We start from the raw sequence: 26206 nt of genomic DNA, 5'->3' as shown, positions 1-26206 counted from the left end.
ATGGAAAAATTTACAGTTCTTGATGGTCTCGTTGCTCCTATGGATAGGGCAAATGTGGATACCGATGCGATCATCCCAAAGCAGTTTTTAAAATCGATACAACGCAGTGGCTTCGGTCCTAATCTGTTTGATGAATGGCGTTATCTCGATCATGGCGAGCCGGGCATGGATAATACCAAGCGTCCGCTGAATCCCGATTTCGTCTTGAATCAGACACGTTATCAAGGTGCGTCGATTTTGTTGACACGCAAAAATTTCGGTTGCGGCTCTTCGCGTGAGCATGCGCCCTGGGCCCTGGATCAATACGGTTTTCGCGCGGTGATTGCCCCCAGTTTTGCCGATATCTTCTTCAATAACTGCTTTAAAAATGGTCTGCTGCCTATCGTGTTGAACGAACAGCAAGTCGATCAGTTATTTAACGAAGTCAAAGCTTTTCCGGGTTTTCGTCTGATCGTCGATTTAGAAAAACAAATCGTGACGACAGCGAGCGGCAGCGTGAGTTACCCATTTGAGGTTGACGCTTTCCGTAAGTATTGCCTGCTCAATGGCTTGGATGATATTGCCCTGACCTTGCGTCAGGCAGACAAGATCCGCGCATTTGAAGAGCGTCATATCGCGACTCAGCCCTGGCTGGCTAACACGATTTAATTGAATTTGGTAAAACATGAAAATAGCAATTTTGCCGGGTGACGGCATCGGCCCCGAGATTGTCGAACAGGCAGTCAAAGTTTTAAATGTGTTGGGCGAGTCATTTGAAATGGAAACGGCGCCAGTCGGTGGTGCCGGCTATGAAGCCAGCGGTCACCCGCTGCCAGACGCGACCTTGAAACTTGCATTGGAAGCCGATGCCGTGTTGTTCGGTTCCGTCGGTGATTGGAAGTACGACACCCTGGAACGCGCGTTGCGTCCGGAGCAGGCGATTCTCGGTTTGCGTAAGAATTTGAATTTGTTCGCGAATCTGCGTCCGGCGATTTTGTACCCGGAACTGGCAGGTGCTTCGACCTTGAAACCTGAAGTCGTTTCCGGGTTGGATATTCTGATCATCCGTGAACTGACTGGCGATATATATTTTGGCCAGCCGCGCGGCGTCAGAGAGTGCCCGGACGGCCCCTTCAAAGGTCAGCGCGAGGGCTTTGACACCATGCGTTATGCCGAAGGTGAGATCCGCCGCATTGCCCACGTCGCTTTCCAGGCTGCGCAAAAGCGCTCCAAGCGCCTGACCAGCGTCGACAAGGCGAATGTGCTGGAGACTTTCCAGTTCTGGAAAGACATTGTGACGGATGTGCATAAAGAATACCCCGATGTCGCGCTGGATCATATGTACGTCGATAACGCTGCGATGCAATTGGTGCGCGCACCGAAAAAATTCGATGTGATCGTGACCGGTAATATGTTCGGCGATATCCTGTCAGATGCGGCGGCCATGCTGACCGGCTCTATCGGCATGTTGCCTTCGGCTTCGCTGGATGCCAACAACAAGGGCTTGTACGAGCCTTCGCACGGTTCGGCTCCGGATATTGCGGGCAAGGGCGTGGCGAATCCATTGGCAACGATCCTGTCGGCGGCGATGATGTTGCGTTTTTCATTGGGCAAAGCCGAGCAGGCCGATCGCATTGAGAGCGCGGTCAAGAAGGTGTTGTCCCAAGGTCTGAGGACGCCCGATATTTATGAGGCCGGCACCACGAAAGTCGGCACTGTTGAGATGGGTAATGCGGTGGTCACTGCATTGGAGTAAAAAGTTGGCTGGCGTTTGATGTGCGTGTAAATCAGCAGGGATTGCCTGCAAATTTTAGGGAAAGATGATGAAACTAGTTGGTCTGGTAGGTTGGCGTGGAATGGTAGGTTCAGTCCTGATGCAACGCATGCAGGAAGAGGGCGATTTCGCTCATATTGAACCGGTGTTTTTTTCAACATCCAATACAGGCGGCACGGCCCCTGCAATGGCAAAAAATGAAAAGACACTAAAAGACGCAAATGATATTGATGCACTGAAGAAGTGCGACATTATTATTACCTGCCAAGGCGGTGACTACACGACGGAAGTTTTCCCGAAATTGCGTGCATCCGGCTGGGATGGCTATTGGATAGACGCAGCATCGACATTGCGTATGGATGACAACGCGGTGATTGTGCTGGATCCGGTCAATCTGGATGTGATCAAGTCGGCATTGAGTCGTGGCGTGAAAAACTATATCGGCGGTAATTGCACGGTATCCTGCATGTTGATGGGACTGGGCGGTCTGTTTCAACATAATCTGGTTGACTGGATGTCGTCCATGACTTATCAGGCCGCATCCGGCGGCGGTGCGCAGCACATGCGCGAACTGTTGACGCAGTTCGGCAGCATCAACGCCGAAGTGAAGGCGCTGTTGGATAATCCATCAGCTGCAATTTTGGAAATCGATCGTCAAGTGCTGGCTAAGCAGCATGCATTTACTGCTGACGAAACCAAGCAATTTGGCGTGCCGCTGGCGGGTAACCTGATTCCCTGGATCGATAAGGACTTGGGTAATGGCGTATCCAAAGAAGAGTGGAAAGCCGGGGCGGAAACCAACAAGATTTTAGGTAAGGGCGCAGCCTTTGGCTCTCAGGCAATTCCTGTCGATGGTTTATGTATCCGCATTGGCGCGATGCGTTGCCACTCTCAGGCTTTGACGATCAAGCTCAAAAAGGATGTACCTTTGGATGAGATTAACGACATCATCGCGCAAAACAACCAATGGGTTAAGGTCGTGCCGAATGAGCGCGAAGCGTCGATGCGTGATTTGACGCCGGCTGCTGTGACCGGTAGTTTGACGATTCCAGTGGGGCGTTTGCGCAAAATGCAGATGGGCGGTGAATACTTGTCTGCCTTCACGGTTGGCGATCAGTTGTTGTGGGGAGCTGCAGAACCCCTGCGTCGTATGCTGCGTCTTCTGGTGGCGGAATAGCCATTGCAGCTTGGAAATCGGTAAATAAAAAGGAGTGTTTTCACTCCTTTTTTTGATTTTGAGGGATTTTTACCGCTCTTCTCTCCGGATTGTCAAACCGCAACAACGATTTACACTAAATGAAAATGGTTTAACCTCTTAATGTATTTACCATAGTAGTAAATCGAGTTAAGCTTGCACGGCTAAGTCTGTAATGTTATCTTGCGACAATATGATGCATCCATCATCATTTGATGAGATTGCTATCGCTAACTGGATTGACCAAATTACCCAAATATGTCCTATAAAATGCATAACTATAAACGCTCGCCAGTCACTTTTCTGGGAGCCAAAGTGCTGGGTGCAGCGGTAGCTTCATCTTTGTTCATGCTATCCAGTGCTTATGCGACCGGCCTGGGGAAATTGACTGTCCTGTCTTCATTAGGACAGCCGTTGCGCGCAGAGATAGAGCTGACTTCTCCGAATAAGGATGAGATCGGTTCCCTGGTGCCGAAACTGGCATCGTCGGATGCGTTTCGCCAGGCGAGTATTGATTTCAATCCTGCCTTGTTGTCATTGCGTTTTAGCGTTGAGCAACGCGGACCGGGCTACGTCATACGCATCAGCTCAAATCAGGCGATGAATGAGCCTTTCGTCGATATGTTGCTTGAATTAAATTCGAGTAACGGCAAATTATTGCGTGAATACACTTTCTTGCTCGATCCGGCAGAATTGAGAAACAGTCAGTCCGCACAAGTCGCCAACCCTGTCACTGTTGCAGGGTCGACGCAAGCGACGACCACGCAAGCGCCGCTTCAAACGCGCCCTTTGACAACTCCAGCCCAGCAGCAGACATCTGTCGAGCGTAAGGCGTCGGCAACAAAAAACAACGCTATTGCTCCAGCTAAACCAGCAGGTGATTATCAGGTAAAGCCAGGCGATACCTTGAGTAAGATCGCCGGTAGCTATAAGGCCGAGGGCGTTTCCCTCGATCAGATGCTGGTCAGCTTGTATAAAGCCAATCCGCAAGCATTTGCTGGCAATAATATGAATCGCCTTAAAAGCGGGCAAATTCTGACCGTTCCCGATGGCGAGACCAGTCGCTCCACGGTCAGTACTTCAGAGGCACATTCTGTCGTGATGGCGCATGCGAATGATTTTAGTTCTTATAGAAACAAGCTTGCTGGACAGGTCGCTAATGCACCAGCAGAAAAAGTAACATCAACAAAGCAAACGGCAAGCGGTGTTATTACAGCCAAAGTTAAAGAGGTGCCGACCGCGACCAATGAATCATTGGATAAGCTGAAACTATCAAAAGCAGCGCCAAATGCTTCAGCGAAATCGGCAACAGGCAAGGCCATCGATGAAGATAAGATTGCGAAAGACAAGGCGATAGCAGATGCCAATGCCCGGGTCAAAGAATTAGAGAAAAACGTCGAAAATTTACAAAAAATTCTCGAAGTTAAAAACAAAGACTTAAGCGACAAGCAGGCGGCAGCCAAATCGACATTAGCTTCCGCGTCGGCTAAATCAACCGCCGTTTCTGTCCCTGCGCCGGCTCCAACACCGGCACCATCTTCTGCGCCAGTATTGGCCCCAAGTCCAGCACCTGTTGCGGCAAGCGCTGCCGGCATAGACAGCGCAGCTTCTGCGCCGCCTGTAAAAGTGATGCCGAAGAAAAAAGTATTGCCGCCACCACCACCGCCCGAACCGGGATTCTTTGATAGTGTCATGGATAGCGGGTTCTTGTTGCCTGGTGCCGGCGTGCTGTTAGCCCTGTTGGGTGGTTACGGTGTTTTCTCCAGCCGTCGTAAGAAAAAGCTGCAACAGTTTGAGGACAGTATCTTGACTGGTTCCAGTATGAAGGCAAACTCGATGTTTGGCTCTACGGGCGGTCAGAGTGTCGATACCAATAATAGTGTCTTCAATTCCAATTTCGCCCCTTCTGCCAGTCAGCTAGATGCGAATGAGGTTGATCCGGTTGCTGAAGCCGACGTGTACATCGCTTATGGGCGTGATTCTCAAGCAGAAGAAATTCTGAAAGAAGCTTTGCGTACTCAACCAGACAGGCATGCCGTCAGAGTGAAGTTATTGGAAATTTATTTCACCCGTAAAGACGCTAAATCATTTGAGCGCTTAGCCGGTGAGTTGTACGGCATGACCAGCGGCGAGGGAGAAGACTGGGCTCAAGCCGCCTCTATGGGTATTTCCCTGGATCCGACAAATCCTTTGTATGCCGGCGGTAAAGTGCAATCAGATTCTGCCACTGGCGTCATGGGCTCAGCAACCCAGCCATTGGAAGACCTCGACCAGGATGCGTTACTGGCAAACTCCTTGACACACGACATGCTGGAGTCAATCAATATTATTGATACCGCCTCGGGTCCGGAGAAAGATAAAGCGCCTGCTTTGCATCAAGAAGACATGAGCTTTAATATCGTTGATACGCATGCGGATATTGATGCTTTGGATTTTGATTTGAACATTCCGGGATCGGATGCCGCTCCTGAATTAGAGGTGCCTAAAATACCTGAGGCGCTTGCTAATTCGAATGTTTCCAAGCACGAAGAACCGGCTCCGGAGGAAATCGTTGACTTCGCATCCATTGATTTCGATTTGGGTGGAGATGAACACACTGCGGATGCGCTGCCTGACCATGTGCCAGGCGCTACCCCTGCTGCTCATGTCGAAAATCAATTGAATGTTGATCACCTCGATGTCAACGCATCTGAGAACATCTCTAATGATCCGAATGTTATCGCCTTTGAGTCGGCAATGCCACCAGCGGAGATACACGCACCTCTGCCTGAGATAGGTGAGCATCATGTTACCCATTCAATCGCGGCTGAAGTACCTGCTGCCTTCGAATTCGATTTGTCTAGCATTGACCTCAATTTGGAACCAGAGGCAACTAAATCTGAGGCAACGAATTTGCATCATCAAGAAGCGCCCGCCTACAATGCTGAAATGGCAACCAAGCTTGATCTTGCTGTCGCCTATCATGAAATCGGTGACAAAGACGGAGCGCGTGAATTGCTGGATGAAGTAGTTAAAGGTGGTACCTCGGATCAAATTGCCAAGGCTAAAGAAATGTTGGCGCAATTGTCCTGATTCTGAATTGATGCATCTTACGGGCGCAGCATTTTGCTTGCGCCCGTTTTTCTTTTAACGATTAATTAAATGGATCTGAAGTGAAACGCTTGGTACTTGGTGTGCAATATGATGGTAGTTACTGGCAGGGCTGGCAAACTCAGCCATCGGGGAAAACTGTGCAGGACCAGTTAGAAAAAGCGCTCTCTGCTTTTGCTCAGACTGCGATCGTTACTGCATGTGCCGGACGTACAGATGCGGGAGTCCATGCGCTTGAGCAAGTTGTGCATTTCGATACCGAGCTAGATCGCTCCATGTATTCCTGGGTGAACGGGGTCAATGCATTTCTGCCCGATTCCATTTCTGTTCAATGGGCCACGGAAATTCCATTTGTAGATCCGGATGCTCACGATAATTTTCACGCGCGCTTTAGTGCCTATGCAAGAACATATCATTATGTCTTGTACAACAATCCAGTGAGGTCGGCACTGTTGTCGCAGCGGGCCGGCTGGGTATTTCGGTCTTTGGATCTCGGCAGGATGCAGACAGCTTTACCCTATTTGATCGGGGAACATGACTTTACCGTTTTTCGAGCCGCTGCTTGTCAGGCCAAATCTCCGATTAAGCACATGTATGATGTACAGATAAAACGGCAAGGGTCAATGTTTATTTTTAGTTTGAGGGCGAACGCTTTTTTGCATCATATGGTTCGTAATATTGTTGGCGCCTTAATCTTTGTTGGTACTGGGAAGCGTGATCCCAGGTGGATTGAGGAGTTGATTGCCAGCCGGGACCGTAGTTTGTCAGCGCCAACCTTTATGCCGGACGGTTTGTATCTTGCGCGCATAGACTATGATCAAAAATGGAATTTGCCACAGCGTAAAATACAGGCCGATTTTCATTTTTCGCCCTTTGTGTAAGCTGCGCGCGCTATTTTGTAAATTCTTTACTTTTGTTTAAATGCCATAAGTTTAATTCATCGCTATCGGCACTTACCAGTTGCAACATGATTTTTGGGCTTTCCATGGCGAAATCCGGTAAAATGTCATTTTGCATAACCCAATATTAAGGCGCTCGCCTAGGGAATTTTGCCCCGGCTAAGAGCGCCTTTTTCGTAATAGGCCTCCTGTCCCCCTAATGAAGAACATTCGCAATTTTTCAATCATTGCCCATATTGACCACGGTAAATCCACACTTGCTGACCGCATTATCCAACTGTGCGGCGGGCTGTCCGACCGCGAAATGGAAGCGCAGGTGTTGGACTCGATGGACATCGAGCGTGAGCGCGGGATTACGATCAAGGCGCAAACTGCTGCTTTACACTATAAATCTTTAGATGGCCAAGTGTATAACTTAAACCTGATCGATACTCCCGGTCACGTCGACTTTAGTTATGAAGTAAGTCGTTCACTATCGGCTTGTGAAGGTGCCTTGTTAGTCGTTGATGCGTCTCAAGGTGTTGAGGCGCAGACGGTCGCAAATTGCTACACCGCGATTGAATTGGGTGTAGAGGTTGTGCCGGTGTTAAATAAAATTGATTTACCTTCTGCCGACCCTGAAAATGCAATCAATGAGATTGAAGAAGTGATTGGCATCGAAGCGGGTGACGCAGTGCATTGCTCTGCTAAAACAGGTTTAGGTGTGCAAGATGTGCTTGAATCTCTGATTAAAAAAGTGCCGCCACCGACAGGTGACCCAGATGCGCCATTGCAAGCCTTGATCGTCGATTCCTGGTTCGATAATTATGTCGGTGTCGTGATGTTGGTGCGCATTGTGAATGGTAGCTTGCGTCCTAAAGACAAAATCTTGTTCATGGCAACGGAAGCGCAGCATTTAGTGGAGAGTGTCGGTGTCTTTACCCCGAAATCGCTGTCTCGCACAGAACTGACTGCTGGGCAGGTAGGCTTTGTGATTGCGGGCATCAAGGAACTGAAAGCGGCCAAGGTGGGGGATACGATTACCATCGTCGGAAAGGCAGCCAAAGAGCCATTGCCAGGATTTAAAGAGGTTCAGCCGCAAGTTTTTGCTGGCTTATTTCCTGTTGAGGCGAATCAGTACGATGCTTTGCGAGATTCTCTGGAAAAGCTGAAGTTGAACGATGCTGCGCTGATGTACGAGCCTGAGGTATCGCAGGCTTTGGGCTTCGGTTTCCGTTGCGGGTTCCTTGGTTTGTTGCATATGGAAATTGTGCAGGAGCGTCTCGAACGCGAGTTCGATATGGACTTGATCACGACAGCACCCACCGTCATTTACGAAGTCGTGATGGGGGATGGCAGTATTTTGATGGTGGATAATCCATCCAAGATGCCGGAACCGTCCAGGATAGAAGAGATTCGCGAACCTATCGTGACGGTGAATCTGTATATGCCACAAGAGTATGTGGGTGCGGTCATCACTCTTTGTACGTCGAAGCGCGGCGTGCAGCTTGATATGAATTATCACGGTCGACAAGTGAAATTGACCTATGAAATGCCGATGGCTGAAATCGTACTCGACTTTTTTGATCGTTTGAAATCGACTTCACGCGGTTATGCGTCGATGGATTATGAGTTTAAAGAATACCGGGCTGCAGATGTAGTCAAAGTCGATATGTTGATTAATAGCGAAAAAGTAGATGCCCTGGCGATCATTGTCCATCGTGCCAATAGTCAATACCGGGGCCGCGCGGTGGCTGCCAAAATGCGTGAATTGATCCCAAGGCAGATGTTCGATGTGGCGATCCAGGCGGCGATTGGCGCGAATATTATTTCTCGTGAAAACGTGAAAGCTTTGCGAAAAAATGTATTGGCAAAATGCTATGGTGGCGATATCAGCCGTAAGCGTAAACTGCTTGAAAAACAAAAAGCAGGTAAAAAACGTATGAAACAAGTTGGTTCAGTGGAAATCCCGCAAGAGGCATTTTTAGCAATTTTACAAGTGGATGATAAATGAGTTTTCAATCGATTTTAGGTAATTTTGCACTGATTCTTTTCGTACTTACGATCTTGACTGGTGTTATTTGGTTTTTGGATGTGTTCGTGTGGGGTAAGCAGCGGCGCCTTAAAGCAGATCAGGCGCTCGCTGAATTTGATACGCGTAAAGCCCGGCTTACTTCAGAAGGCATCCGGGTCGAGGAGGGCGGACGTGCAGAGCTGGAGTCCAGAATGCTTAAGCAGCCAACCTGGATTGAGTATTCGGGGAGCTTTTTCCCGGTAATTGCTTTGGTATTCTTTTTGCGCTCTTTCTTGTATGAGCCATTTAAGATCCCATCCAGCTCTATGTTGCCGACCCTGTTTGTTGGGGATTTGATTTTGGTTAATAAATTTACTTATGGGATCCGCTTGCCGATCCTGAACAAGAAAATTATAGAAATTAACAATCCCCAGCGTGGTGATGTCATGGTATTTAAATACCCGGAAAACCCGGCTGTGGACTATATTAAACGTGTGATTGGCGTCCCAGGTGATAAAATTGTCTATAAAAACAAGCGACTATCGGTTAACGGTAAAGATGTTTCTTATGAGGCATTACCTGATTTTCTGGACGAAGAACGGCTTAGTTATTCAAAGCAATTTAAGGAAAATTTAACTGGCGTCCAGCATAGTGTCTTGAATGATGAGCAATCCCCGGCTTTTGTGCGTGATCCACACCAGTTCCCCTTGCGTGAGTTGTGTACGTATGACAACGAAGGATTTAGTTGTACAGTACCGACGGGACAGTATTTTATGATGGGCGACAACCGGGATAATAGCTTGGATAGTCGCTATTGGGGTTTTGTGCCTGACCAGAATATAGTTGGTAAAGCTTTCGCGATCTGGATGAATTTTAGCCATCCAAAAAGAATTGGCAGTTTTAAATAATCGATTGGAGCGCACATATTATGCAAGGTGTTAATAAGTCAAAATTTACTCGTCAAACCGGTATTTCGCTCATTGGACTAATACTTACTTTAGGCGTATTGGCATTGATTGCTGTACTGGGGATGAAGGTGACGCCCAATGTTATTGAGTATATCTCGATAAAGAAAGCGATTGCTTCAGCGAAGCAGGCTGGTACAACTGTACGTGAGATACAGATCGCTTTTGATAAGCAGGCAGATGTCGGTTACATTGATGCAATAAAAGGAAAAGATCTTTCGATTGTGAAGAATGGTGACGGTATGGATGTCAGTTTTGCCTATACCAAAAAAATACCTCTTTTCGGCCCTGCTAGCCTGTTACTCGAGTTTGAAGGAACAACAGCAAAAAGTGGCGTCCCCGCTAAAAAGCAGGAATAAATAGAACTGATATGAACGACCAATTATTGCAAAAAAGACTGGGACATCAGTTTGGGAATACGGCGTTATTGCAACAGGCTTTGACGCATCGTAGTCACAGTGGTTTGCATAACGAGCGCTTGGAGTTTTTAGGCGATTCGATTTTGAATTGCATTATCGCTTCTTTATTATTTGATCGTTTCGCCAATATTGATGAGGGTGATCTATCCAGGGTGCGCGCTAATTTGGTTAAGCAACAATCGCTCTATGAAATTGCTCAAAGGATAGAATTATCGCAGTTCCTGCGTTTAGGCGAAGGCGAGTTGAAATCCGGTGGATTTCGGCGACCTTCCATTTTGGCGGATACCCTGGAAGCATTATTCGGGGCGATTTTTTTGGATGCAGGATTTGACGCGACGCGTGAGGTGATTCAATCCTTATATGCGCCCGTGTTGAGCACCGTCGACCCTACTACTTTAGGTAAAGATGCGAAAACCTTACTGCAGGAATTTTTGCAGAGTAAAAAAATCGCATTACCGCAATATAACGTTGTCGCTACCCACGGTGCTGCGCATAATCAGGAATTTGAGATTGAGTGCCTGGTGCCAAAACTTGAAATTCAGGTTTTTGGTACGGGAGGCAGTCGCCGCGCTGGCGAGCAAGCCGCTGCAAAATTAGCGTTGGAAACCGCACTCAGCTTGCTGGCTAAATCACCCGCATCACGGAAAAACAAACCACGCACCTCTCAATTAAAACTGGCTGGTATCGCCACAGTGCAATCCGAGAGTGCGAATGAGGAAAAAAAATCTAGCGTCGCCGCACAAAAATCTTTGCCGGGTACGGTAACTGATCAGGGCGCACCATCCGCCGAACTCGCTGTATCGACTCAACATCCAAAGACCGCATGACAGATCCATTGAATAACACAGAATTCCGTTGCGGCTATATCGCCATTGTCGGTCGCCCGAACGTAGGCAAATCGACGCTGATGAATACCTTGATTGGTGCCAAGGTCAGCATCACTTCTCGCAAGGCCCAGACTACGCGCCATCGGATTACCGGTATCCAGACCAAGGATCATACCCAGTACGTATATGTTGATACGCCAGGATTCCAGACCAGGCATTCGAATCCTTTAAACCGGACATTGAATCGTACCGTCACCAATACCTTGACCGCGTCTGATGTGATCCTGTTTATCATTGAAGCCGGCACTTTCGGTGCCGCAGACCAACAAGTCATCGATTTATTGCCTAAGAACGTACCTTGTATCCTGGTGATTAATAAGTCTGATCGTGTAAAAGATAAAGCGATCATGATGCCTTTCGCGCAAAAGATTATGGCTTTATATCCATTTGCTGCGGTAGTCCCCGTTTCGGCAACATTGCGTTTTCAATTAGAGAATCTGGAAGGCGAAATAAAAAAATATTTGCCATTCAATCCACCAATTTTTGCTGAAGATGATATTACCGATCGCAGCGAAAAATTTTTGGCGACGGAGATAGTCAGAGAAAAATTATTCCGTTTTGTCGGCGATGAACTGCCTTATACCAGTACGGTTGTGATTGAAAAATTCGAACAAGAAGGAAATTTGCGACGGGTTTTTGTGGCAATTTTAGTCGATAGAAATACGCATAAATCAATGGTCATCGGCAATAAGGGGGCAAGATTGAAAGAAATTTCCACGCAATCACGCCAAGACATGGAAAAACTATTTGGCGGTCCGATCTATCTCGAAATCTGGGTCAAAGTGAAATCCGGATGGGCGGATAACGAAGCTGGTTTGCGTGCTTACGGTTACGAATAACTCATCTATGAATGCCCAGGCGATCGACCTGAAGATAGATGTTGTAATCCCGCTTGAGGGCGTGATCGAATCCTCGGCGAGTCCGCCCCTCGCTCTGAAGGCATCAAAGTCCCCTGTTAAAAAAACGAACCTGGCAACGCGATCAGCTAAGCCTGCGATCAAAGATATCCGCATCTTTGGCCAGCCCGGTTTCGTCCTTCATTCATATCCGTACAAAGAAACCAGTCTGATCATCGATGTGTTCACGCGTGATTATGGACGTTTGGCCTTGGTCGCAAAAGGCGCAAAACGCCCGCATTCTCAATTGCGGAATATTTTGCAAACCTTTCAACCTTTAACGATGGCCTGGAGTGGAAAATCGGATATTAAGACACTGAGTGCAGCGGAGTGGGTAGGCGGCATGCTGCCTTTAGAAAAATCTGCATTGCTATGCGGATTTTATCTGAACGAATTGCTCGTCAAATTTTTGGTACGCGACGAACCGCATGCAAATTTATTCGATCAATATGTAGCAACATTAAATCAGCTTGCGCACAATGAACCGGCGCTGACCGTGTTGAGAAAGTTTGAACATACTTTATTGCAGCAGTCTGGTTTGGTCGGCGACCTTACTCGCTGTACCCTCACTCAAACATTGGTTTTCCCCCGGGAAAATTATGTTGTCGATCCTGAGCGGGGCGCAAGGCCGGCGCGTGCGGCTGACACCAGTCCCAAGGTAAAGGGTAAAACTTTATTGGACATGCATGCCGGCGACTATCAAGACCCGGTAACCCAATCTCAAAGTAAAATGTTAATGCGGTTTTTACTGGCCCATCATTTACATGGCGCGTCTTTGAATACGCGTCAAATTCTGATCGACTTGCAGAATCTATGAACATACATCAACAAACTCAAATGATTGATCTGGGTATCAACATCGATCATGTCGCTACCTTACGCAATGCCCGAGGCACGAACTATCCAGATCCTTTAGATGCCGCATTAATGGCGGAAGAAGCGGGCGCAGATTGCATTACCCTGCACATGCGCGAGGATCGACGTCATATCAAAGATGCGGATGTCGAGCGCATTCGCCCACGTTTAATCACACGTATGAATCTTGAAGCCGCTGTCACGAATGAAATGATAGATTTCGCTTGCAAGATTCAGCCACAAGACGTGTGCCTGGTGCCAGAGCGCCGTGCAGAGGTGACCACAGAAGGCGGCCTGGACGTAGTGAAATATTTTGCGCAAGTGCAAGCTGCGGTGCGCCAATTGCACGAAAAAAATATACGGGTCAGTTTATTTATAGATTCCGATGCGCAGCAGATTCAGGCTGCATCAGAAACTGGCGCAACGGTCATCGAGATTCATACCGGTCGCTATGCGGATGCGCATGATGAAGTGCAGCAAGCGGCTGAATTGCAACGTGTCAGGCAGGGTGCGTTAGAGGGTATTAAGCGAGGACTCAAAGTCAATGCAGGACATGGTTTGCATTACACCAATGTCCAGGCAATTGCTGCGATCCCTGACATCACGGAACTCAATATTGGACATGCCATTGTCGCGCAGGCAGTTTTCGTAGGTTGGAAAAAGGCAGTCAGTGACATGAAGGCGATCATGACGCAGGCCAGGCTGCATCCTCTTTGATCGGGTAAAAATGATTTACGGTATCGGTACCGATATTCTCCAAATTTCACGTGTTGAAGCTGCATTGCTAAGACATGGCGATCGCTTTGCCGAAAAAATTCTCGGTCCTGAAGAGCTGAATAAATATCTCACCCGTAAAGCAAAAGTAGAAGTGCGGGGATTGCGCTTTTTGGCGACTCGTTTTGCCGCAAAAGAAGCGTTTTCCAAAGCGATCGGCCTTGGCATGCGTATGCCGATGAGCTGGCGGGCTGCACAAATACTGAATGCGTCTGGCGGTCAGCCTGTGGTAGTGCCCAATGGGGTATTGGCAGAATGGATGAACGCACAAGGATTAACAGCGCGAGTCTCGATTACGGATGAAGCCGATTATGCTGTTGCTTTCGTGATCGTCGAAAAAAATATCCAGCATGTCTGATCAGACGCCGCAATCGCCGGAAATTCCGCATGCCGACACACGTAGTATTGTGCTCGATACTGTTGCAAAACTTCCCAATCTTCCCGGCGTTTATCGCTATTTTGACGTACAGGACCAGGTGCTGTACGTGGGTAAGGCGCGCGACCTCAAAAAGCGCGTCTCCAGCTATTTTCAAAAGACCTTAAGCAGTCCGCGCATTGCCATGATGGTCGAGAAAATCGCCAGATTGGAAACTACAGTAACGCGCAGCGAAGCAGAAGCCTTGATCCTGGAAAATAACCTGATCAAGACATTGCGTCCGCGTTACAACATTTTGTTTCGCGACGATAAATCTTATCCGTATCTAAAAATCACGAATCAAACATCGCCGCGCATGGCCTATTACCGTGGCGCAGTCGATAAGAAACATCAGTATTTTGGACCGTTTCCTTCGGGGTGGGCAGTCAAGGAATCGATGCAGATTTTGCAGAAAGTGTTCTTGCTGCGCAGTTGTGAGGACAGTGTTTTTGCGAACCGTACACGCCCCTGTTTGCTGCATCAGATCCATCGCTGTAGCGCACCTTGTGTCGGTATCATTTCGCATGAAGACTATATGGCGGACGTGGAAAATGCCTCCAAATTCTTACGCGGACGTCAATCCGAAGTGATGCAAACGCTGGAGGCAAAGATGCTGGCTTACGCGCAAGATTTAAAATTTGAACAAGCTGCCTCGGTGCGCAATCAAATGTCCGCTTTGTCAAAAGTCTTGCATCAGCAAAGCATGGAGACAACCGGCGATGCGGATATCGACATCATTGCCGTGATCGTCGAAGGCGGACGCGCTTGCGTGAACCTGGCGATGGTGCGCGGCGGCCGGCATCTTGGCGACCGGGCTTATTTTCCTACGCATGTCGATGATGCGCAACTGGCGATGGAAGACTCGATCGAGGTGGAAGTGCTGTCGGCATTTTTAGCGCAGCATTATGTTGATCAGTTTATTCCTGCTACTTTAATTTTAAATGTTGAATTGAATGCCCCGGATTTGATGTTGGCACTGGCGGCACAATGCGGACATCGCATACATTTGTCGTTTCAGCCGCAGGAGCAGCGTCGTGCCTGGCTGGAAATGGCGATCAAAGGCGCGCAATTGGCATTGGCTCGTATGTTGTCTGAACAGGGTTCGCAGCAAGCCAGAACCCGGGCTTTGGTGAATGTGCTTGAATTAGAAGTCGAAGACATCGAGACCCTGCGTATTGAATGTTTCGATATCAGTCATACCCAAGGTGAGGCGACCCAAGCTTCCTGTGTCGTCTTTCATCATCATGCGATGCAGAACGGCGAATACCGTCGCTACAATATCAACGACATTACGCCGGGCGACGACTACGCCGCGATGCGTCAGGTACTGATGCGACGTTACGAGAAAGTCGCGAATGGCGATGGCGTGATGCCGGACGTCGTATTAATTGACGGCGGTAAAGGGCAGGTCGAAATGGCGCGTCAGGTTTTCGTTGAACTGGCGCTTGATATCAGCTTAATTGTCGGTGTCGCCAAAGGCGAGGGGCGCAAGGTGGGTTTGGAAACCTTGGTCTTCGTCGATGGCAGAACAGAAAAAGAACTGGGCAAAGAATCTGCCGCTCTGATGCTGATCGCGCAAATCCGCGATGAAGCGCATCGTTTTGCGATTACCGGGATGCGTGCCAAACGGGCGAAAGCAAGGCAAACCTCGCAACTGGAAGAAATCGAAGGCGTAGGGCCAAAGCGTCGCCAGCGTTTGCTGGTGCGATTTGGCGGGCTCAAGGGTGTTGCCGATGCGAGTGTGGAAGATTTGGCTAGCGTCGAAGGCATTTCCCGCCAATTGGCAGAAGAAATTTACAAGCGATTGCGTTAGGCCAATATAATACAAAAATTAATAGGTAAAACACCTTACGCAAATCACACATGCCCTTTAACATTCCCATCTTGCTTACCTGGTTGCGCGTGGCACTTATCCCGCTCGTGGTCGGCGTGTTTTATTTACCTGATTCATGGCTAAGTTCTTTTGACCGGGGTCTGGCGTCAACCCTGGTGTTCATCGTCGCCGCCGTCACCGACTGGTTTGATGGCTTCCTGGCGCGTCGCTGGAACCAAACTTCGGCCTTCGGTGCATTCCTTGATCCGGTTGCGGATAAATTGATGGTTGCGGGAGCATTATTGGTACTGGTGCAGCTGGACAGAGTCAATGCCGTAATTGCCTTTGTGATCATTGGCCGTGAAATTACGATCTCTGCATTGCGCGAATGGATGGCACAAATCGGCGCGTCAAAATCCGTCGCAGTGAGCTCTTTAGGCAAGATCAAAACGACGGCGCAAATGGTCGCCATACCGATGCTGCTTTATTACGATATGTTATTTGGCGTTATTGATACTGCTTATTGGGGTGCTTGGTTGCTGCTAATTGCAGCGGTTCTGACCGTGTGGTCTATGTTCTATTATTTGCGCCGCGCTTGGCCTTTGATCAAAGAGACCACGGACAAAATGACTTGACAGAGTAATTGGCTGATATATAATGTGCGCCTGTCATTGATGCGGGAGTAGCTCAGTTGGTAGAGCGCAACCTTGCCAAGGTTGAGGTCGAGAGTTCGAGACTCTTCTCCCGCTCCATTAATGATAGCCGACGTAAGTAAAAATTCTGCGGGAGTAGCTCAGTTGGTAGAGCGCAACCTTGCCAAGGTTGAGGTCGAGAGTTCGAGACTCTTCTCCCGCTCCAGATTTTTTCTATGCATATAGTTTGTTTCGAATGCGGGAGTAGCTCAGTTGGTAGAGCGCAACCTTGCCAAGGTTGAGGTCGAGAGTTCGAGACTCTTCTCCCGCTCCAGAATTTGAAGGGAAGCCCGGCTTCCCTTTTTTATTCAGCGAGTTAGCCGAAAAAGGGTTTTAGTTTTAAAGTGAAAAAATTGGTTTGGCCTGCAAGGTAAATTGATTTACTTTAAAATCGCAGTTTTGGCGGGATAGCAAAGAGGTTATGCAGCGGCCTGCAAAGCCGTTTAGAGCGGTTCGATTCCGCTTCCCGCCTCCATTTATAACGCCTCCGGCGTTTGATAGGCTTTGATGAGTGGCGCATTAGCGCCGTTCTTTAAGTAGCGTGCCCGAGTGGTGAAATTGGTAGACACATCGGACTTAAAATCCGCCGCTTCGTTAATAGCGGGCGTGCCGGTTCAATTCCGGCCTCGGGCACCAATTGCTATGAAAAAATATATTTAACCCGCACTTCTGGTCACAGGAGCGCGGGTTTTTTTATGCTGTTACACTAAGTTTTTGATCTTGCTGAGAATGCATATGGAAGCAACTAAAGTCATTGAATTTGAACGTCCGCAAATGGACTCCGGCACTAGCTGTACTGCTGCTGCATGGGCGCGTGTCCCTGACGCTCCGAGTATGGTGGAAAAGGAAGGCTTGAAGGCACGTATCAAGCAATTGCTGCATGAAAAGCAAGCGGTATTGGTCGCACATTATTATGTCGATGCGGATTTACAGGACTTGGCTGAAGAGACGGGCGGCTGTGTTTCTGATTCTCTGGAGATGGCGCGTTTCGGACGTGATCATGCTGCCAAAACGCTGATCGTTGCCGGGGTTAAATTTATGGGCGAAACGGCAAAAATTCTCAGCCCGGAAAAAACCATACTGATGCCGGATCTCGATGCAACTTGCTCGCTCGATCTCGGTTGTCCGGCAGAGGAATTTACTGCATTTTGTGATGCCCATCCTGATCGCACCGTCGTGGTATATGCCAATACCAGCGCTGCGGTAAAGGCGCGTGCCGACTGGATGGTGACATCGAGTATTGGCTTGGATATCGTCGCGCATCTGCATGCGCAAGGTAAAAAAATTCTATGGGCGCCGGATAAACATCTGGGTTCCTATATCCAGAAGCAAACGGGAGCGGACATGCTGTTGTGGCAGGGCTCGTGCCTTGTCCACGACGAGTTTAAAGGCATAGAGCTGGACCTGCTGAAAGCCGAGCATCCGAATGCCAAAGTGCTAGTGCATCCGGAATCTCCTGCTGCCGTGGTGGCGTTGGCAGATATGGTCGGCTCGACTTCGCAAATGATTCATGCTGCTAAAACCATGAATGCGACAGAATTTATTGTGGCGACCGATAACGGCATTTTGCACAAGATGCAGATGGCAGCGCCCGGTAAAAAATTTATCGTGGCACCAACCGCCGGCAATAGCGCTACCTGCAAGAGTTGTGCGCATTGCCCGTGGATGGCGATGAATGGTTTGCGCAATTTATTGCAGGTGCTGGAACAGGGGAATAATGAAATCAAAGTCGATCCCTCGGTGAGCGTCAAAGCGAAACGATGCATTGATCGCATGCTGGATTTTGCTGCGGCAAAAAAAGCGAATGTACGTCCAGGCGCTGATCTGGCGAAAGAGCAAAAACTGTTTTCAGGCATAGGTCCGGCATGAGTAATTTAAAAAATGTTTTCGCACCATTTGATGCGGATTTATTAGCGGCTTTTGAGCGCAATATTGCAGATGCCATTGCGGAAGATGTGGGTGCCTGTGATGTTACCGGTTTGCTGGTACCGGAGGAGCAGTTGGTGCAGGCGCAGGTGCTGGTGCGCGAGGAAGCAGTGTTATGCGGTGCGCCATGGTTCGATGCGGTGATGGCAGCGCTGGATGGCAGAATCAAAGTCGAGTGGATGTGGGAAGAAGGTGCGCTGATGGCGGCGAATAGTCTGGTATGCAAGATCGAAGCCCCGGCTCGTGCTTTGCTGACGGCCGAGCGCAGCGCACTGAACTTCTTGCAATTATTGTCTGGCGTAGCGACGGCAACGCGCCAGTACGTGAACTTGATCGCTGACACGAGTGCCGCGATTCTCGACACGAGAAAAACCTTACCCGGTTTGCGTCTTGCACAAAAATATGCAGTACGAGTCGGGGGTGGTAAAAATCAGCGTCTGGCTTTGTATGACGGTATCCTTATCAAAGAGAATCATATTGCTGCGGCTGGCGGCATTGAGGCGGCAATGCAGGCGGCACACGCCTTGCAAGCCGATGTCAGCATACAGATAGAGGTCGAGAGCCTGGAACAGCTACAGGCGGCTTTGCGCGCAGGCGCCGCGTCTATCCTGCTGGATAATTTCAGTACCGAGATGATGCGTGCCGCGGTGGATTTGAATGCCGGCCGTGCCTTGCTGGAAGCCTCGGGTGGCGTAAACAAGAGTTCAGTCAGAGCAATTGCCGAGACCGGAGTCGATCGTATTTCGATTGGCAGTCTGACCAAAGATATCAAAGCGACCGATTATTCCCTGCGGATCATCTGATTTTTACTGTACTTCTCTCATTTTTCTTTTGAAAAATAGCTTTATAGGTGTTGTGGAATTTGATTATGGAATTGTTTGCTATTTAAAGCGCTTGCCAATGCCCTTGCAATAGTCCGTCTAGCGGTTTGAAGTTGGTCTTATACGCCATCTTCGGGCTGGCAGCGATCCAGTAACCAAGATACAAATACGGCAGGCGCAGTTCGCGGCACTGCCTGATTTGCCAGAGTACGTTAAAGGTGCCATACGACGCTGCATACTCGTCAGGGTCGTAAAAGGTATACACCGAGGACAAGCCATCGCCGAGGATGTCGATGATGCTGACCATGCGCAGGATATCCTGTTCATCGCGGAATTCGACCAGACGAGTATTCACACGGCTTTGCAGTAAAAACTGCGCGTATTGATCGCGACTGTCGTGGTCCATGCCGCCGCCGGCATGACGTTGATTCTGATAGCGGTGATACAGTTCGTAATGTTCATGCGAATACGTGAGCGAGGCGACGCGCGCGACCAGATTGCCATGCCTGCCTTGCGCACGGCGCTGACTGCGGTTGGCCTTGAATTCATTGACTCTCACCCGTACCGGCGTACATGCCTGGCAGGTATCGCAATGCGGTCGGTAAATAAAAATACCGCTACGGCGAAAACCGTTTTTGATTAATTCTGAATACGTATCCGCATTGATCAGGTGGGCAGGCGTCGCCACTTGCGAACGTGCCTGCAGGCCATCCAGATAGCTGCATGGATAGGGCGCAGTCGCATAAAACTGTATGCTGGAAAATGGTAATTCGTTGAGCTGAGTCACTGCTTATTCACCCAAGTAATCGGCATCCAATTCAGTATAGGCGGCAAGTCGATCGCCTGTTGCAAGTGCGCGATGAAAGCGCTACGGCTGATCGGCTTGGCGCCCAGGGACGCCAGATGCGCGGTCTGCTGCTGGCAGTCTATCATTTCCACACCGTTTTCACGCAAGAAAAATACCAGATGCGCGAGCGCGATTTTAGACGCATCGCTGGCTTTGGCAAACATTGATTCCCCATAAAACATGCGGCCTATGCACACCCCATACGCGCCGCCGACCAGTTCGCCATCGAACCAGACTTCAGACGAGTGCGCATAACCCGCTGTATGCAATGTACAGTAGCCGGCCACGATCTCATCCGATATCCAGGTACCCGCGCTATCGCGGCGTGGTGCGGCACAGGCGCGTATAACTTGCTCAAACGCGCTATCGAAACGGCATTCCCAGCGAGGATCTTTGCCGGTTTTTTTGAGGGTCTTTTTCAAGCTATCCGATAATTTGAAATCCGCGATTTTTAAAACCATGCGCGGATCGGTCGACCACCATAAGATTGGCTGACCTTCAGAGAACCAGGGGAAAATCCCGTGACTATAGGCGTCCAGCAAGCGTTCCGCAGATAAATCGCCGCCCGCCGCCAGCAATCCCGCCGCGCCGTCTTTTTCTAATAATGCCGTTTCGACATCGGGAAAAGGCGTGTTTGCCTCCAGCCATGGGATCATGGATCGACCTGACGATTGCTTAGCGGTTGGCGAAGTTCGTGATTTTCTAAAGTCTTCAAGGCAATGAGCAGTCCGGCGCCGACGGTCATGGCGCCGGCTGCCAGATACAGCCCTGACGCATAGCCGCCTTGATGGGCCGCGAACCAGGCCGTGATCGCCGGGGCGATGATTTGCGCTACACCGTAATAGATCGTCATTTTACCCATCATCTTGGCGGGTCGGGTTGGGTAATAGCGGCCTGCCATGGTCAGGACCAGGCTTACCATGCCGATGAAGGTGCCGCCGAATAACAGCGCGCCGACGATGGCAGCGGTCAGGCCGCCGATTGCGACGGGTAATAAGATGCCGGCAATTTGCAATAGGGCTGCCAGCAATAAGGCATTCAAATCACCAGTCCGGCGTGCCACCAGATCCCAGATAATGCAGGCGGGTGCGGCGGCAATGCCGATTGCAAAAAAAACTAAAGTGCCTTTGCCGGATAGTCCCGGCAAGCGATCGACAATGGCCACAATAAAAGTCGCGCTGACCACATAACCAACGCCGGCACAAAAATACATCGCCATAAAAATTTTTAAAAACAAGGCGCTGGGCGGTTGATCTTGCATTGCTTTGCCGCTGGTGGTCAGGCTACTGCTGTCCGGCGCAGGCAGCCAGCGCAGTGCGGGTATCAGCAAGATACTTCCTATCGCGGAAAAGACCAGCCATTGCTCACGCCAGTCTAATGACTGACTCATCAGCGCAACTGTGGCCGCGCAACCCGCTATGCCCAAACCTAAGCCGGCAAAATGGATGCCTAATTCGCTGCGATGATTGTGCCGGATCAGCCAGTTCAATATGAGTCCGGTACCAAGCAACATCGCGGCAGCGCTGCATAGGCCGGCGATATAGCGGGAAATGATCCAGACAAGAAGATTGCTGCTTAAAGCCATCATGATGGTGCTGAGCACGGCAAGTACCATGCCGATGCGGTATAGGCGGTCTTTTAAATGTAAATCGCTAATCTGAGAAGCGATCAATGCACCGCTCAGATAGCCCGCGTAATTAAATGCAGCTAACCAGCCTGCTGCAGCAATGCCGAGGCCAGCCTGTTGCTGCATGATAGGTAATAAGGGGGTGTAGGCGAAGCGGGCAACGCCGACCGCCAGAATCAAGCTGAAGATGCCTGCACTCAATACTTTAATGCGTTCAGCTTGTGGATTCATCGGATGTTTCTCATCGTCTGTTTGGGTTGACCAAGCCAACATGAGCTAGCTGCGCAGGGGCTTGAAAATGTCGTGCTCGTGCACGCTGTATGTGCCGCCTTGCTTGACCGCGGCTAAATCTTTAAAGAAAAATTGTAAGGTATGGCTGACGGTAGGGAAGGCGATGTCGTCCCAGGGGATGTCTTTTTCTGTAAATAGCTGCACCTCCAGACTCTCGGTGCCGGCCCGATAATCGGTGTCGAGTAAAGTAGCACGATAGAATAAATGGACTTGATGAACGTGCGGTACATTCAGGATGGAAAATAATTCATGCAGGGCGATATGGGCACCGGCTTCTTCTATGGTTTCTCTTTGTGCGGCCTGGCTGGTGGTTTCATTGTTTTCCATGAATCCGGCTGGCAAGGTCCAGTAACCGTAACGCGGTTCGATCGCGCGTTTGCATAACAGAATCTGAACTTCGCCGTCTTTGTCCCAGACAGGGATGGAGCCGACCACCATTTTCGGATTTTGGTAATGAATGGTGCCGCAGCTTGGACAGACATGACGCTCACGGGTGTCGTCGGCAGGGATTTCGATCACAACAGGCGATGCACATTCAGAGCAAAATTTCATGGTACGGACAATGGAATTGGGTCAAAGGAATCAAAAAAATACATGGGATAGGATGTAGTTCAGACCTAAGTGTATCACTGCAAACGAAGATGCAATTTTTGCCGGCTTGCGGCCAAATCCAGACTTGCCGGAAATGCGCAGAAAATGACGAGTACACGCGTGCAACATCGACGATATCCGGGTAAATCTGAGAAAATCATTGCGCAAAGCAGCAAAGTCGGATATAGTCTTATTTCTCAGACGCGGGGTGGAGCAGTCTGGCAGCTCGTCGGGCTCATAACCCGAAGGTCGTAGGTTCAAATCCTGCCCCCGCAACCAGAATTACAATAAAAAAGCCACGTATTAACGTGGCTTTTTTATTAGCCTGATGATTATTCTTTGATTTGAGTCGAAATTCTGGACTACAATCCAGTGTCGAAGCTACTAAAGTGGTTTCATCAGTTTTTCAGTAATCAGGTGCGCAACGACGCTTGGTTTGATGATGGAATACACGTAGCGAAATGAAAGCATAGCCAATCAGTCCTTTTGGTTAATGTCAAACAGTAATTGTTCGCCTAGATGGCATGAGTCACCTTAATTTGAGTGACACAAATTACAGAACAGGTTTTGGCTGAAGAAGTTCTTTCAGTGCCGTTCTATGCTTCATCAGATCAACCAATCAATGTGCTAAAGAGTTTGCATGAATACTGCTGAGGCCAAGCGAGTCCTCGAAACTGCCTTGCTATGCGCGCACGAGCCGCTGACCGTTAATACGATGAAAAAACTGTTTCAGGACAGTGATGAATCCAGTGAGGTAGTCGGCGCGGATACGATTAAATCGATGCTCGAAGATTTGCGCATGGACTGGTCGGACAAAGGTATAGAGCTGGTAGGGCTGTCCACTGGCTGGCGTTTTCAGAGCCGGCCGGAAATGCGCGCTTATATTGACCGCTTAAATCCTGAGAAGCCGCCGAAGTATTCAAGAGCAACCTTAGAAACGCTGGCGATTATTGCTTATCGCCAACCTGTAACGCGTGGTGATATCGAAGAGATTCGTGGCGTTACGGTGGCATCCCAGATGATCAAAACTTTGGAAGACCGGGGCTGGATAGAAACGATAGGCCATAGGGATGTACCTGGTCGCCCATCGCTGTTTGCAACCACCAAACAGTTTCTGGATGATCTCGGCTTGTCTTCGCTGGATCAATTACCGCCTTTGCAGCAAGTCACAAAAGACAGCGTGGCGGAAGAAGGTGCGCAAGAATTGGATGCGCTGGGTGCGAATATGTTTGCCGGGCAAGAGACCTTGCTGCAGCAGGATGCAATCATAGATATATTGCCAGAAGGCGCAGTGCCTTTGGCGGAATCTGCCTCGGCAGAAGTTGAGATGGACAAGGAATTACTAAGTACGGCCAGTAACGATACGCAAGAATCCGATGTGATCGTTGATGTGCCAGACCAAGAGTTGGCATCGGAGTTCGATGTAGATGCTTCGGCATTGAGTCAGTCAAATTTAGAACAGAATAATGAACACAAATAATCCAGACGATATTAAGTCCAGCGTTGCCGGAGAAGCTTCGGGTAATGATGAGTCCTCACCAAAGACCGCCAAACGTGGCGTCAGAGGGCCGCGTAATTTGCGTCGCTCGCGACCGAAATCGGATGTTGCCGAACCGGCTGACGCATCTGCTGCGAATGCAGCGTCTGGTGCAGTAGATACAGCCGTTGCTGAACGAAAAAATACCGGTGACGGCATGACACGTAAACCGCGTCCGCCGCGTGTTCAGGGTGAGCGCGGTGATCAGCCGCGCCGCCCGGATGCCAGGGCGCAAAGTCCACGTGGGCCAAGAGATGAACAGGCAGGTAATCGTCCGGCGCACGCGGGTAAAGGGCGACATCCAAGCCAGGCGCGCGGAGCCCGACAGGGTGCCAAGCCAGTGGCAAATAATGCAGATGATGTATTTTCGTTCGTGACTTCCGAGGCGTTTGATGCGGATACCGATGCGGCTAATAAGGTCAAAGGGCGCATAGCCAAGCCGGTTCGCCGCGATCTAACTGCAGATGATGATGCGCCAAAATTGCACAAAGTATTGGCTGAAGCAGGTCTGGGTTCCCGCCGTGACATGGAAGATTTGATTGTCGCCGGTCGGGTTTCGGTGAATGGTGAGCCGGCCCATATCGGCCAGCGCATCTTGCCTACAGATACCGTGCGTATCAATGGCAAGCCGATACAAAGAAAAATAAGCAAGAAACCGCCGCGCGTCTTGATTTATCACAAACCGGCTGGTGAAATTGTCAGCACCAGCGATCCTGAAGGCCGCCAATCCGTATTTGCGAGTTTGCCGCAAATGAAAGTCGGTAAGTGGCTGGCAGTCGGCCGTCTTGATTACAACACGGAAGGCCTGTTGTTATTCACGACGTCCGGTGACCTGGCGAACCGCCTGATGCACCCGCGCTATGGTATCGAACGTGAATATGCCGTGCGTACACTCGGTGAGCTGGAAGAAGGGATGCGTCAGAAACTATTGGCAGGCGTTGAGTTGGAAGATGGTCTCGCGCAGTTTTCAAAAATTGTCGATGGTGGTGGTGAAGGCGTCAATAAATGGTATCGCGTGGTGATTGGCGAAGGCCGTAACCGCGAGGTACGCCGTATGTTTGAAGCAGTTGGCTTAACCGTGTCGCGCCTGATTCGCACACGTTACGGTGCGATGACGCTGCCGTCCGGCCTGAAGCGTGGTCGTTGGGATGAATTGGAAGAGGATGCGGTGCGCAGCCTGCTGAAACTCAGTGGCCTGGAGAAAGTCGGTGGCGACAAGCCAGCCGGCAAAGATACTGCGCCTCATCCTAATGGCAACAGAGCGCCCGGTCGGCCAGTCAATCCGTTCGATAAGCCAGCAGGGCGATTTAACGCGCCTCGTACCGAGTTCGGTGCGCCGCGCAGTACGAATGGCGATGCACAGGGTAAAAAACGCCCTCGTCAGCCCGATCCTATGCAAACAGCGCTCGGTTTTCCGGATGCCGGACGTCCAAGGCGCAATAATAATGGCGGCACTGCTCGCGGCAGTGGCCAGGCGATCGGTCAGGGAATTGCTGCACGCCGCCGCTCCAAGGGCGGGTAACGAAGCTTTTCTCATCAATTTTGATGTAACTCTTCAGCATAAAATGAATGGCGATGGATAAAATGACTTAATGGCAAATGCGGTTAAGTCATTTTTTATTTGTATCCTTTGCGGTACTACCTGTGGTATTTTCATTGATGCACTTGGGCAACATAAGAGATATATTGATTATTTTGCATGTTTCGTGGATGATTCTTTGAAAGAATTGCATAAATAAACTATTTTTCTCGGCGTTTAGTTTAGTATTCTAGAAATGATGTCTTAAATGCAAAATAAAAGAATCGGCATAAATCATCTTTTGACTCAGCTTGTTTCCAGAGGAAGATGAGAAGCATTGTTTGATTGAGCATTCTTGACCAGGCAATTCCGCATTTACTGCGTTTGATATATAAATTTTT

23 protein-coding genes and 6 tRNA genes are annotated in these 26206 nt (G+C 49.5%); 25 read left to right on the top strand and 4 right to left on the bottom strand.

Annotated elements, in window-relative coordinates:
- The 22 genes from leuD (at position 1) to nadC (ending at position 19375) form a co-directional block, all read left to right on the top strand.
- Entirely contained in the window at positions 1-648 is a 648-nt protein-coding gene (leuD, locus tag LPB67_RS09180; RefSeq protein ID WP_262836819.1) for a 3-isopropylmalate dehydratase small subunit, read from the top strand.
- A 16-nt stretch (positions 649-664) separates the two neighbouring features.
- Positions 665-1735, top strand: a complete 1071-nt coding sequence (gene leuB, locus LPB67_RS09175) for a 3-isopropylmalate dehydrogenase (protein ID WP_262836818.1) — start codon at positions 665-667, stop codon at positions 1733-1735.
- Positions 1736-1802: 67 nt separating this feature from the next.
- The gene (gene asd / locus LPB67_RS09170; RefSeq protein WP_262836817.1) at positions 1803-2930 is read left to right on the top strand and encodes an aspartate-semialdehyde dehydrogenase; all 1128 of its coding nucleotides are present in this window, start codon (positions 1803-1805) and stop codon (positions 2928-2930) included.
- 276 nt (positions 2931-3206) lie between these two features.
- Entirely contained in the window at positions 3207-6020 is a 2814-nt protein-coding gene (locus LPB67_RS09165; RefSeq protein ID WP_262836816.1) for a FimV/HubP family polar landmark protein, read from the top strand.
- 80 nt (positions 6021-6100) lie between these two features.
- Positions 6101-6919, top strand: a complete 819-nt coding sequence (truA, locus tag LPB67_RS09160) for a tRNA pseudouridine(38-40) synthase TruA (protein ID WP_262836815.1) — start codon at positions 6101-6103, stop codon at positions 6917-6919.
- 217 nt (positions 6920-7136) lie between these two features.
- Positions 7137-8930 (top strand): translation elongation factor 4, encoded by a 1794-nt coding sequence (gene lepA / locus LPB67_RS09155; RefSeq protein WP_262836814.1) that lies wholly within the window; start codon positions 7137-7139, stop codon positions 8928-8930.
- Positions 8927-9838: a signal peptidase I gene (gene lepB / locus LPB67_RS09150; protein ID WP_262836813.1), complete on the top strand. Its 912-nt coding sequence runs from the start codon at positions 8927-8929 to the stop codon at positions 9836-9838. The genes lepA and lepB overlap by 4 nt, the downstream gene beginning before the upstream one ends.
- A gap of 20 nt (positions 9839-9858) precedes the next feature.
- Entirely contained in the window at positions 9859-10254 is a 396-nt protein-coding gene (locus tag LPB67_RS09145) for a DUF4845 domain-containing protein (protein ID WP_262836812.1), read from the top strand.
- Positions 10255-10265: 11 nt separating this feature from the next.
- Positions 10266-11141 carry a ribonuclease III gene (rnc, locus tag LPB67_RS09140; protein ID WP_262836811.1) on the top strand — a complete coding sequence of 292 codons (876 nt, stop codon included), beginning with the start codon at positions 10266-10268 and terminating at the stop codon, positions 11139-11141.
- Positions 11138-12040 carry a GTPase Era gene (era, locus tag LPB67_RS09135; protein ID WP_262836810.1) on the top strand — a complete coding sequence of 301 codons (903 nt, stop codon included), beginning with the start codon at positions 11138-11140 and terminating at the stop codon, positions 12038-12040. Before rnc ends, era begins: the two co-directional genes overlap by 4 nt.
- A gap of 7 nt (positions 12041-12047) precedes the next feature.
- Positions 12048-12914: a DNA repair protein RecO gene (gene recO, locus LPB67_RS09130; RefSeq protein ID WP_262836809.1), complete on the top strand. Its 867-nt coding sequence runs from the start codon at positions 12048-12050 to the stop codon at positions 12912-12914.
- Positions 12911-13669 (top strand): pyridoxine 5'-phosphate synthase, encoded by a 759-nt coding sequence (pdxJ, locus tag LPB67_RS09125; RefSeq protein ID WP_262836808.1) that lies wholly within the window; start codon positions 12911-12913, stop codon positions 13667-13669. Before recO ends, pdxJ begins: the two co-directional genes overlap by 4 nt.
- Before the next feature lie 10 nt (positions 13670-13679).
- Positions 13680-14084, top strand: coding sequence for a holo-ACP synthase (gene acpS / locus LPB67_RS09120; protein ID WP_262836807.1), 405 nt, complete (start codon positions 13680-13682; stop codon positions 14082-14084).
- Positions 14077-15954: an excinuclease ABC subunit UvrC gene (uvrC, locus tag LPB67_RS09115; protein ID WP_262836806.1), complete on the top strand. Its 1878-nt coding sequence runs from the start codon at positions 14077-14079 to the stop codon at positions 15952-15954. The genes acpS and uvrC overlap by 8 nt, the downstream gene beginning before the upstream one ends.
- A 50-nt stretch (positions 15955-16004) precedes the next feature.
- On the top strand, positions 16005-16589 hold the full coding sequence (pgsA, locus tag LPB67_RS09110) for a CDP-diacylglycerol--glycerol-3-phosphate 3-phosphatidyltransferase (protein ID WP_262836805.1): 585 nt from the start codon (positions 16005-16007) through the stop codon (positions 16587-16589).
- Between the two features lie 41 nt (positions 16590-16630).
- Positions 16631-16706 (top strand) — tRNA-Gly (locus tag LPB67_RS09105).
- A gap of 30 nt (positions 16707-16736) precedes the next feature.
- Positions 16737-16812, top strand: a tRNA-Gly gene (locus tag LPB67_RS09100).
- 32 nt (positions 16813-16844) lie between these two features.
- Positions 16845-16920 (top strand) — tRNA-Gly (locus tag LPB67_RS09095).
- 127 nt (positions 16921-17047) lie between these two features.
- Positions 17048-17121, top strand: a tRNA-Cys gene (locus tag LPB67_RS09090).
- A gap of 68 nt (positions 17122-17189) precedes the next feature.
- Positions 17190-17282 (top strand) — tRNA-Leu (locus LPB67_RS09085).
- 93 nt (positions 17283-17375) lie between these two features.
- Positions 17376-18515: a quinolinate synthase NadA gene (gene nadA, locus LPB67_RS09080; protein WP_262836804.1), complete on the top strand. Its 1140-nt coding sequence runs from the start codon at positions 17376-17378 to the stop codon at positions 18513-18515.
- Complete coding sequence (nadC, locus tag LPB67_RS09075; protein ID WP_262836803.1) at positions 18512-19375, top strand: carboxylating nicotinate-nucleotide diphosphorylase; 864 nt, start codon at positions 18512-18514, stop codon at positions 19373-19375. The genes nadA and nadC overlap by 4 nt, the downstream gene beginning before the upstream one ends.
- An 82-nt stretch (positions 19376-19457) precedes the next feature.
- Here nadC and LPB67_RS09070 read toward each other — a convergent pair whose 3' ends face one another.
- The 4 genes from LPB67_RS09070 to LPB67_RS09055 are packed head-to-tail and all read right to left on the bottom strand — an operon-like array spanning position 19458 to position 22710.
- Entirely contained in the window at positions 19458-20180 is a 723-nt protein-coding gene (locus LPB67_RS09070) for an arginyltransferase (RefSeq protein WP_262836802.1), read from the bottom strand.
- Entirely contained in the window at positions 20177-20896 is a 720-nt protein-coding gene (aat, locus tag LPB67_RS09065; protein ID WP_262836801.1) for a leucyl/phenylalanyl-tRNA--protein transferase, read from the bottom strand. Before aat ends, LPB67_RS09070 begins: the two co-directional genes overlap by 4 nt.
- Complete coding sequence (locus tag LPB67_RS09060; protein ID WP_262836800.1) at positions 20893-22098, bottom strand: YbfB/YjiJ family MFS transporter; 1206 nt, start codon at positions 22096-22098, stop codon at positions 20893-20895. The genes aat and LPB67_RS09060 overlap by 4 nt, the downstream gene beginning before the upstream one ends.
- 45 nt (positions 22099-22143) lie before the next feature.
- Complete coding sequence (locus LPB67_RS09055) at positions 22144-22710, bottom strand: NUDIX hydrolase (RefSeq protein ID WP_262836799.1); 567 nt, start codon at positions 22708-22710, stop codon at positions 22144-22146.
- A gap of 241 nt (positions 22711-22951) precedes the next feature.
- On the opposite strand from LPB67_RS09055, the gene LPB67_RS09050 reads away from it, so the two are divergent.
- The 3 genes from LPB67_RS09050 (at position 22952) to LPB67_RS09040 (ending at position 25808) form a co-directional block, all read left to right on the top strand.
- Positions 22952-23028 (top strand) — tRNA-Met (locus LPB67_RS09050).
- Between the two features lie 361 nt (positions 23029-23389).
- Entirely contained in the window at positions 23390-24229 is an 840-nt protein-coding gene (gene scpB / locus LPB67_RS09045) for an SMC-Scp complex subunit ScpB (protein ID WP_262836798.1), read from the top strand.
- Positions 24216-25808, top strand: coding sequence for a pseudouridine synthase (locus LPB67_RS09040; RefSeq protein ID WP_262836797.1), 1593 nt, complete (start codon positions 24216-24218; stop codon positions 25806-25808). The genes scpB and LPB67_RS09040 overlap by 14 nt, the downstream gene beginning before the upstream one ends.
- Positions 25809-26206: the final 398 nt, after the last annotated feature.

This window comes from Undibacterium sp. Jales W-56 (assembly GCF_025548535.1).
Lineage (GTDB): Bacteria > Pseudomonadota > Gammaproteobacteria > Burkholderiales > Burkholderiaceae_D > Undibacterium.
Note: the sequence above shows the minus strand (reverse complement) of the source record. Positions and strands in the feature narration are given on the sequence as shown.

Coding starts and splice junctions, on each gene's coding strand:
- LPB67_RS09145 (WP_262836812.1), top strand. CDS start 9,859: ATGCAAGGTGTTAATAAGTCAAAATTTACTCGTCAAACCGGTATTTCG.
- acpS (WP_262836807.1), top strand. CDS start 13,680: ATGATTTACGGTATCGGTACCGATATTCTCCAAATTTCACGTGTTGAA.
- pgsA (WP_262836805.1), top strand. CDS start 16,005: ATGCCCTTTAACATTCCCATCTTGCTTACCTGGTTGCGCGTGGCACTT.
- leuB (WP_262836818.1), top strand. CDS start 665: ATGAAAATAGCAATTTTGCCGGGTGACGGCATCGGCCCCGAGATTGTC.
- nadC (WP_262836803.1), top strand. CDS start 18,512: ATGAGTAATTTAAAAAATGTTTTCGCACCATTTGATGCGGATTTATTA.
- rnc (WP_262836811.1), top strand. CDS start 10,266: ATGAACGACCAATTATTGCAAAAAAGACTGGGACATCAGTTTGGGAAT.
- asd (WP_262836817.1), top strand. CDS start 1,803: ATGAAACTAGTTGGTCTGGTAGGTTGGCGTGGAATGGTAGGTTCAGTC.
- lepA (WP_262836814.1), top strand. CDS start 7,137: ATGAAGAACATTCGCAATTTTTCAATCATTGCCCATATTGACCACGGT.
- lepB (WP_262836813.1), top strand. CDS start 8,927: ATGAGTTTTCAATCGATTTTAGGTAATTTTGCACTGATTCTTTTCGTA.
- LPB67_RS09055 (WP_262836799.1), bottom strand. CDS start 22,710: ATGAAATTTTGCTCTGAATGTGCATCGCCTGTTGTGATCGAAATCCCT.
- scpB (WP_262836798.1), top strand. CDS start 23,390: ATGAATACTGCTGAGGCCAAGCGAGTCCTCGAAACTGCCTTGCTATGC.
- uvrC (WP_262836806.1), top strand. CDS start 14,077: ATGTCTGATCAGACGCCGCAATCGCCGGAAATTCCGCATGCCGACACA.
- leuD (WP_262836819.1), top strand. CDS start 1: ATGGAAAAATTTACAGTTCTTGATGGTCTCGTTGCTCCTATGGATAGG.
- era (WP_262836810.1), top strand. CDS start 11,138: ATGACAGATCCATTGAATAACACAGAATTCCGTTGCGGCTATATCGCC.
- LPB67_RS09060 (WP_262836800.1), bottom strand. CDS start 22,098: ATGAATCCACAAGCTGAACGCATTAAAGTATTGAGTGCAGGCATCTTC.
- LPB67_RS09165 (WP_262836816.1), top strand. CDS start 3,207: ATGTCCTATAAAATGCATAACTATAAACGCTCGCCAGTCACTTTTCTG.
- LPB67_RS09040 (WP_262836797.1), top strand. CDS start 24,216: ATGAACACAAATAATCCAGACGATATTAAGTCCAGCGTTGCCGGAGAA.
- aat (WP_262836801.1), bottom strand. CDS start 20,896: ATGATCCCATGGCTGGAGGCAAACACGCCTTTTCCCGATGTCGAAACG.
- nadA (WP_262836804.1), top strand. CDS start 17,376: ATGCATATGGAAGCAACTAAAGTCATTGAATTTGAACGTCCGCAAATG.
- pdxJ (WP_262836808.1), top strand. CDS start 12,911: ATGAACATACATCAACAAACTCAAATGATTGATCTGGGTATCAACATC.
- recO (WP_262836809.1), top strand. CDS start 12,048: ATGAATGCCCAGGCGATCGACCTGAAGATAGATGTTGTAATCCCGCTT.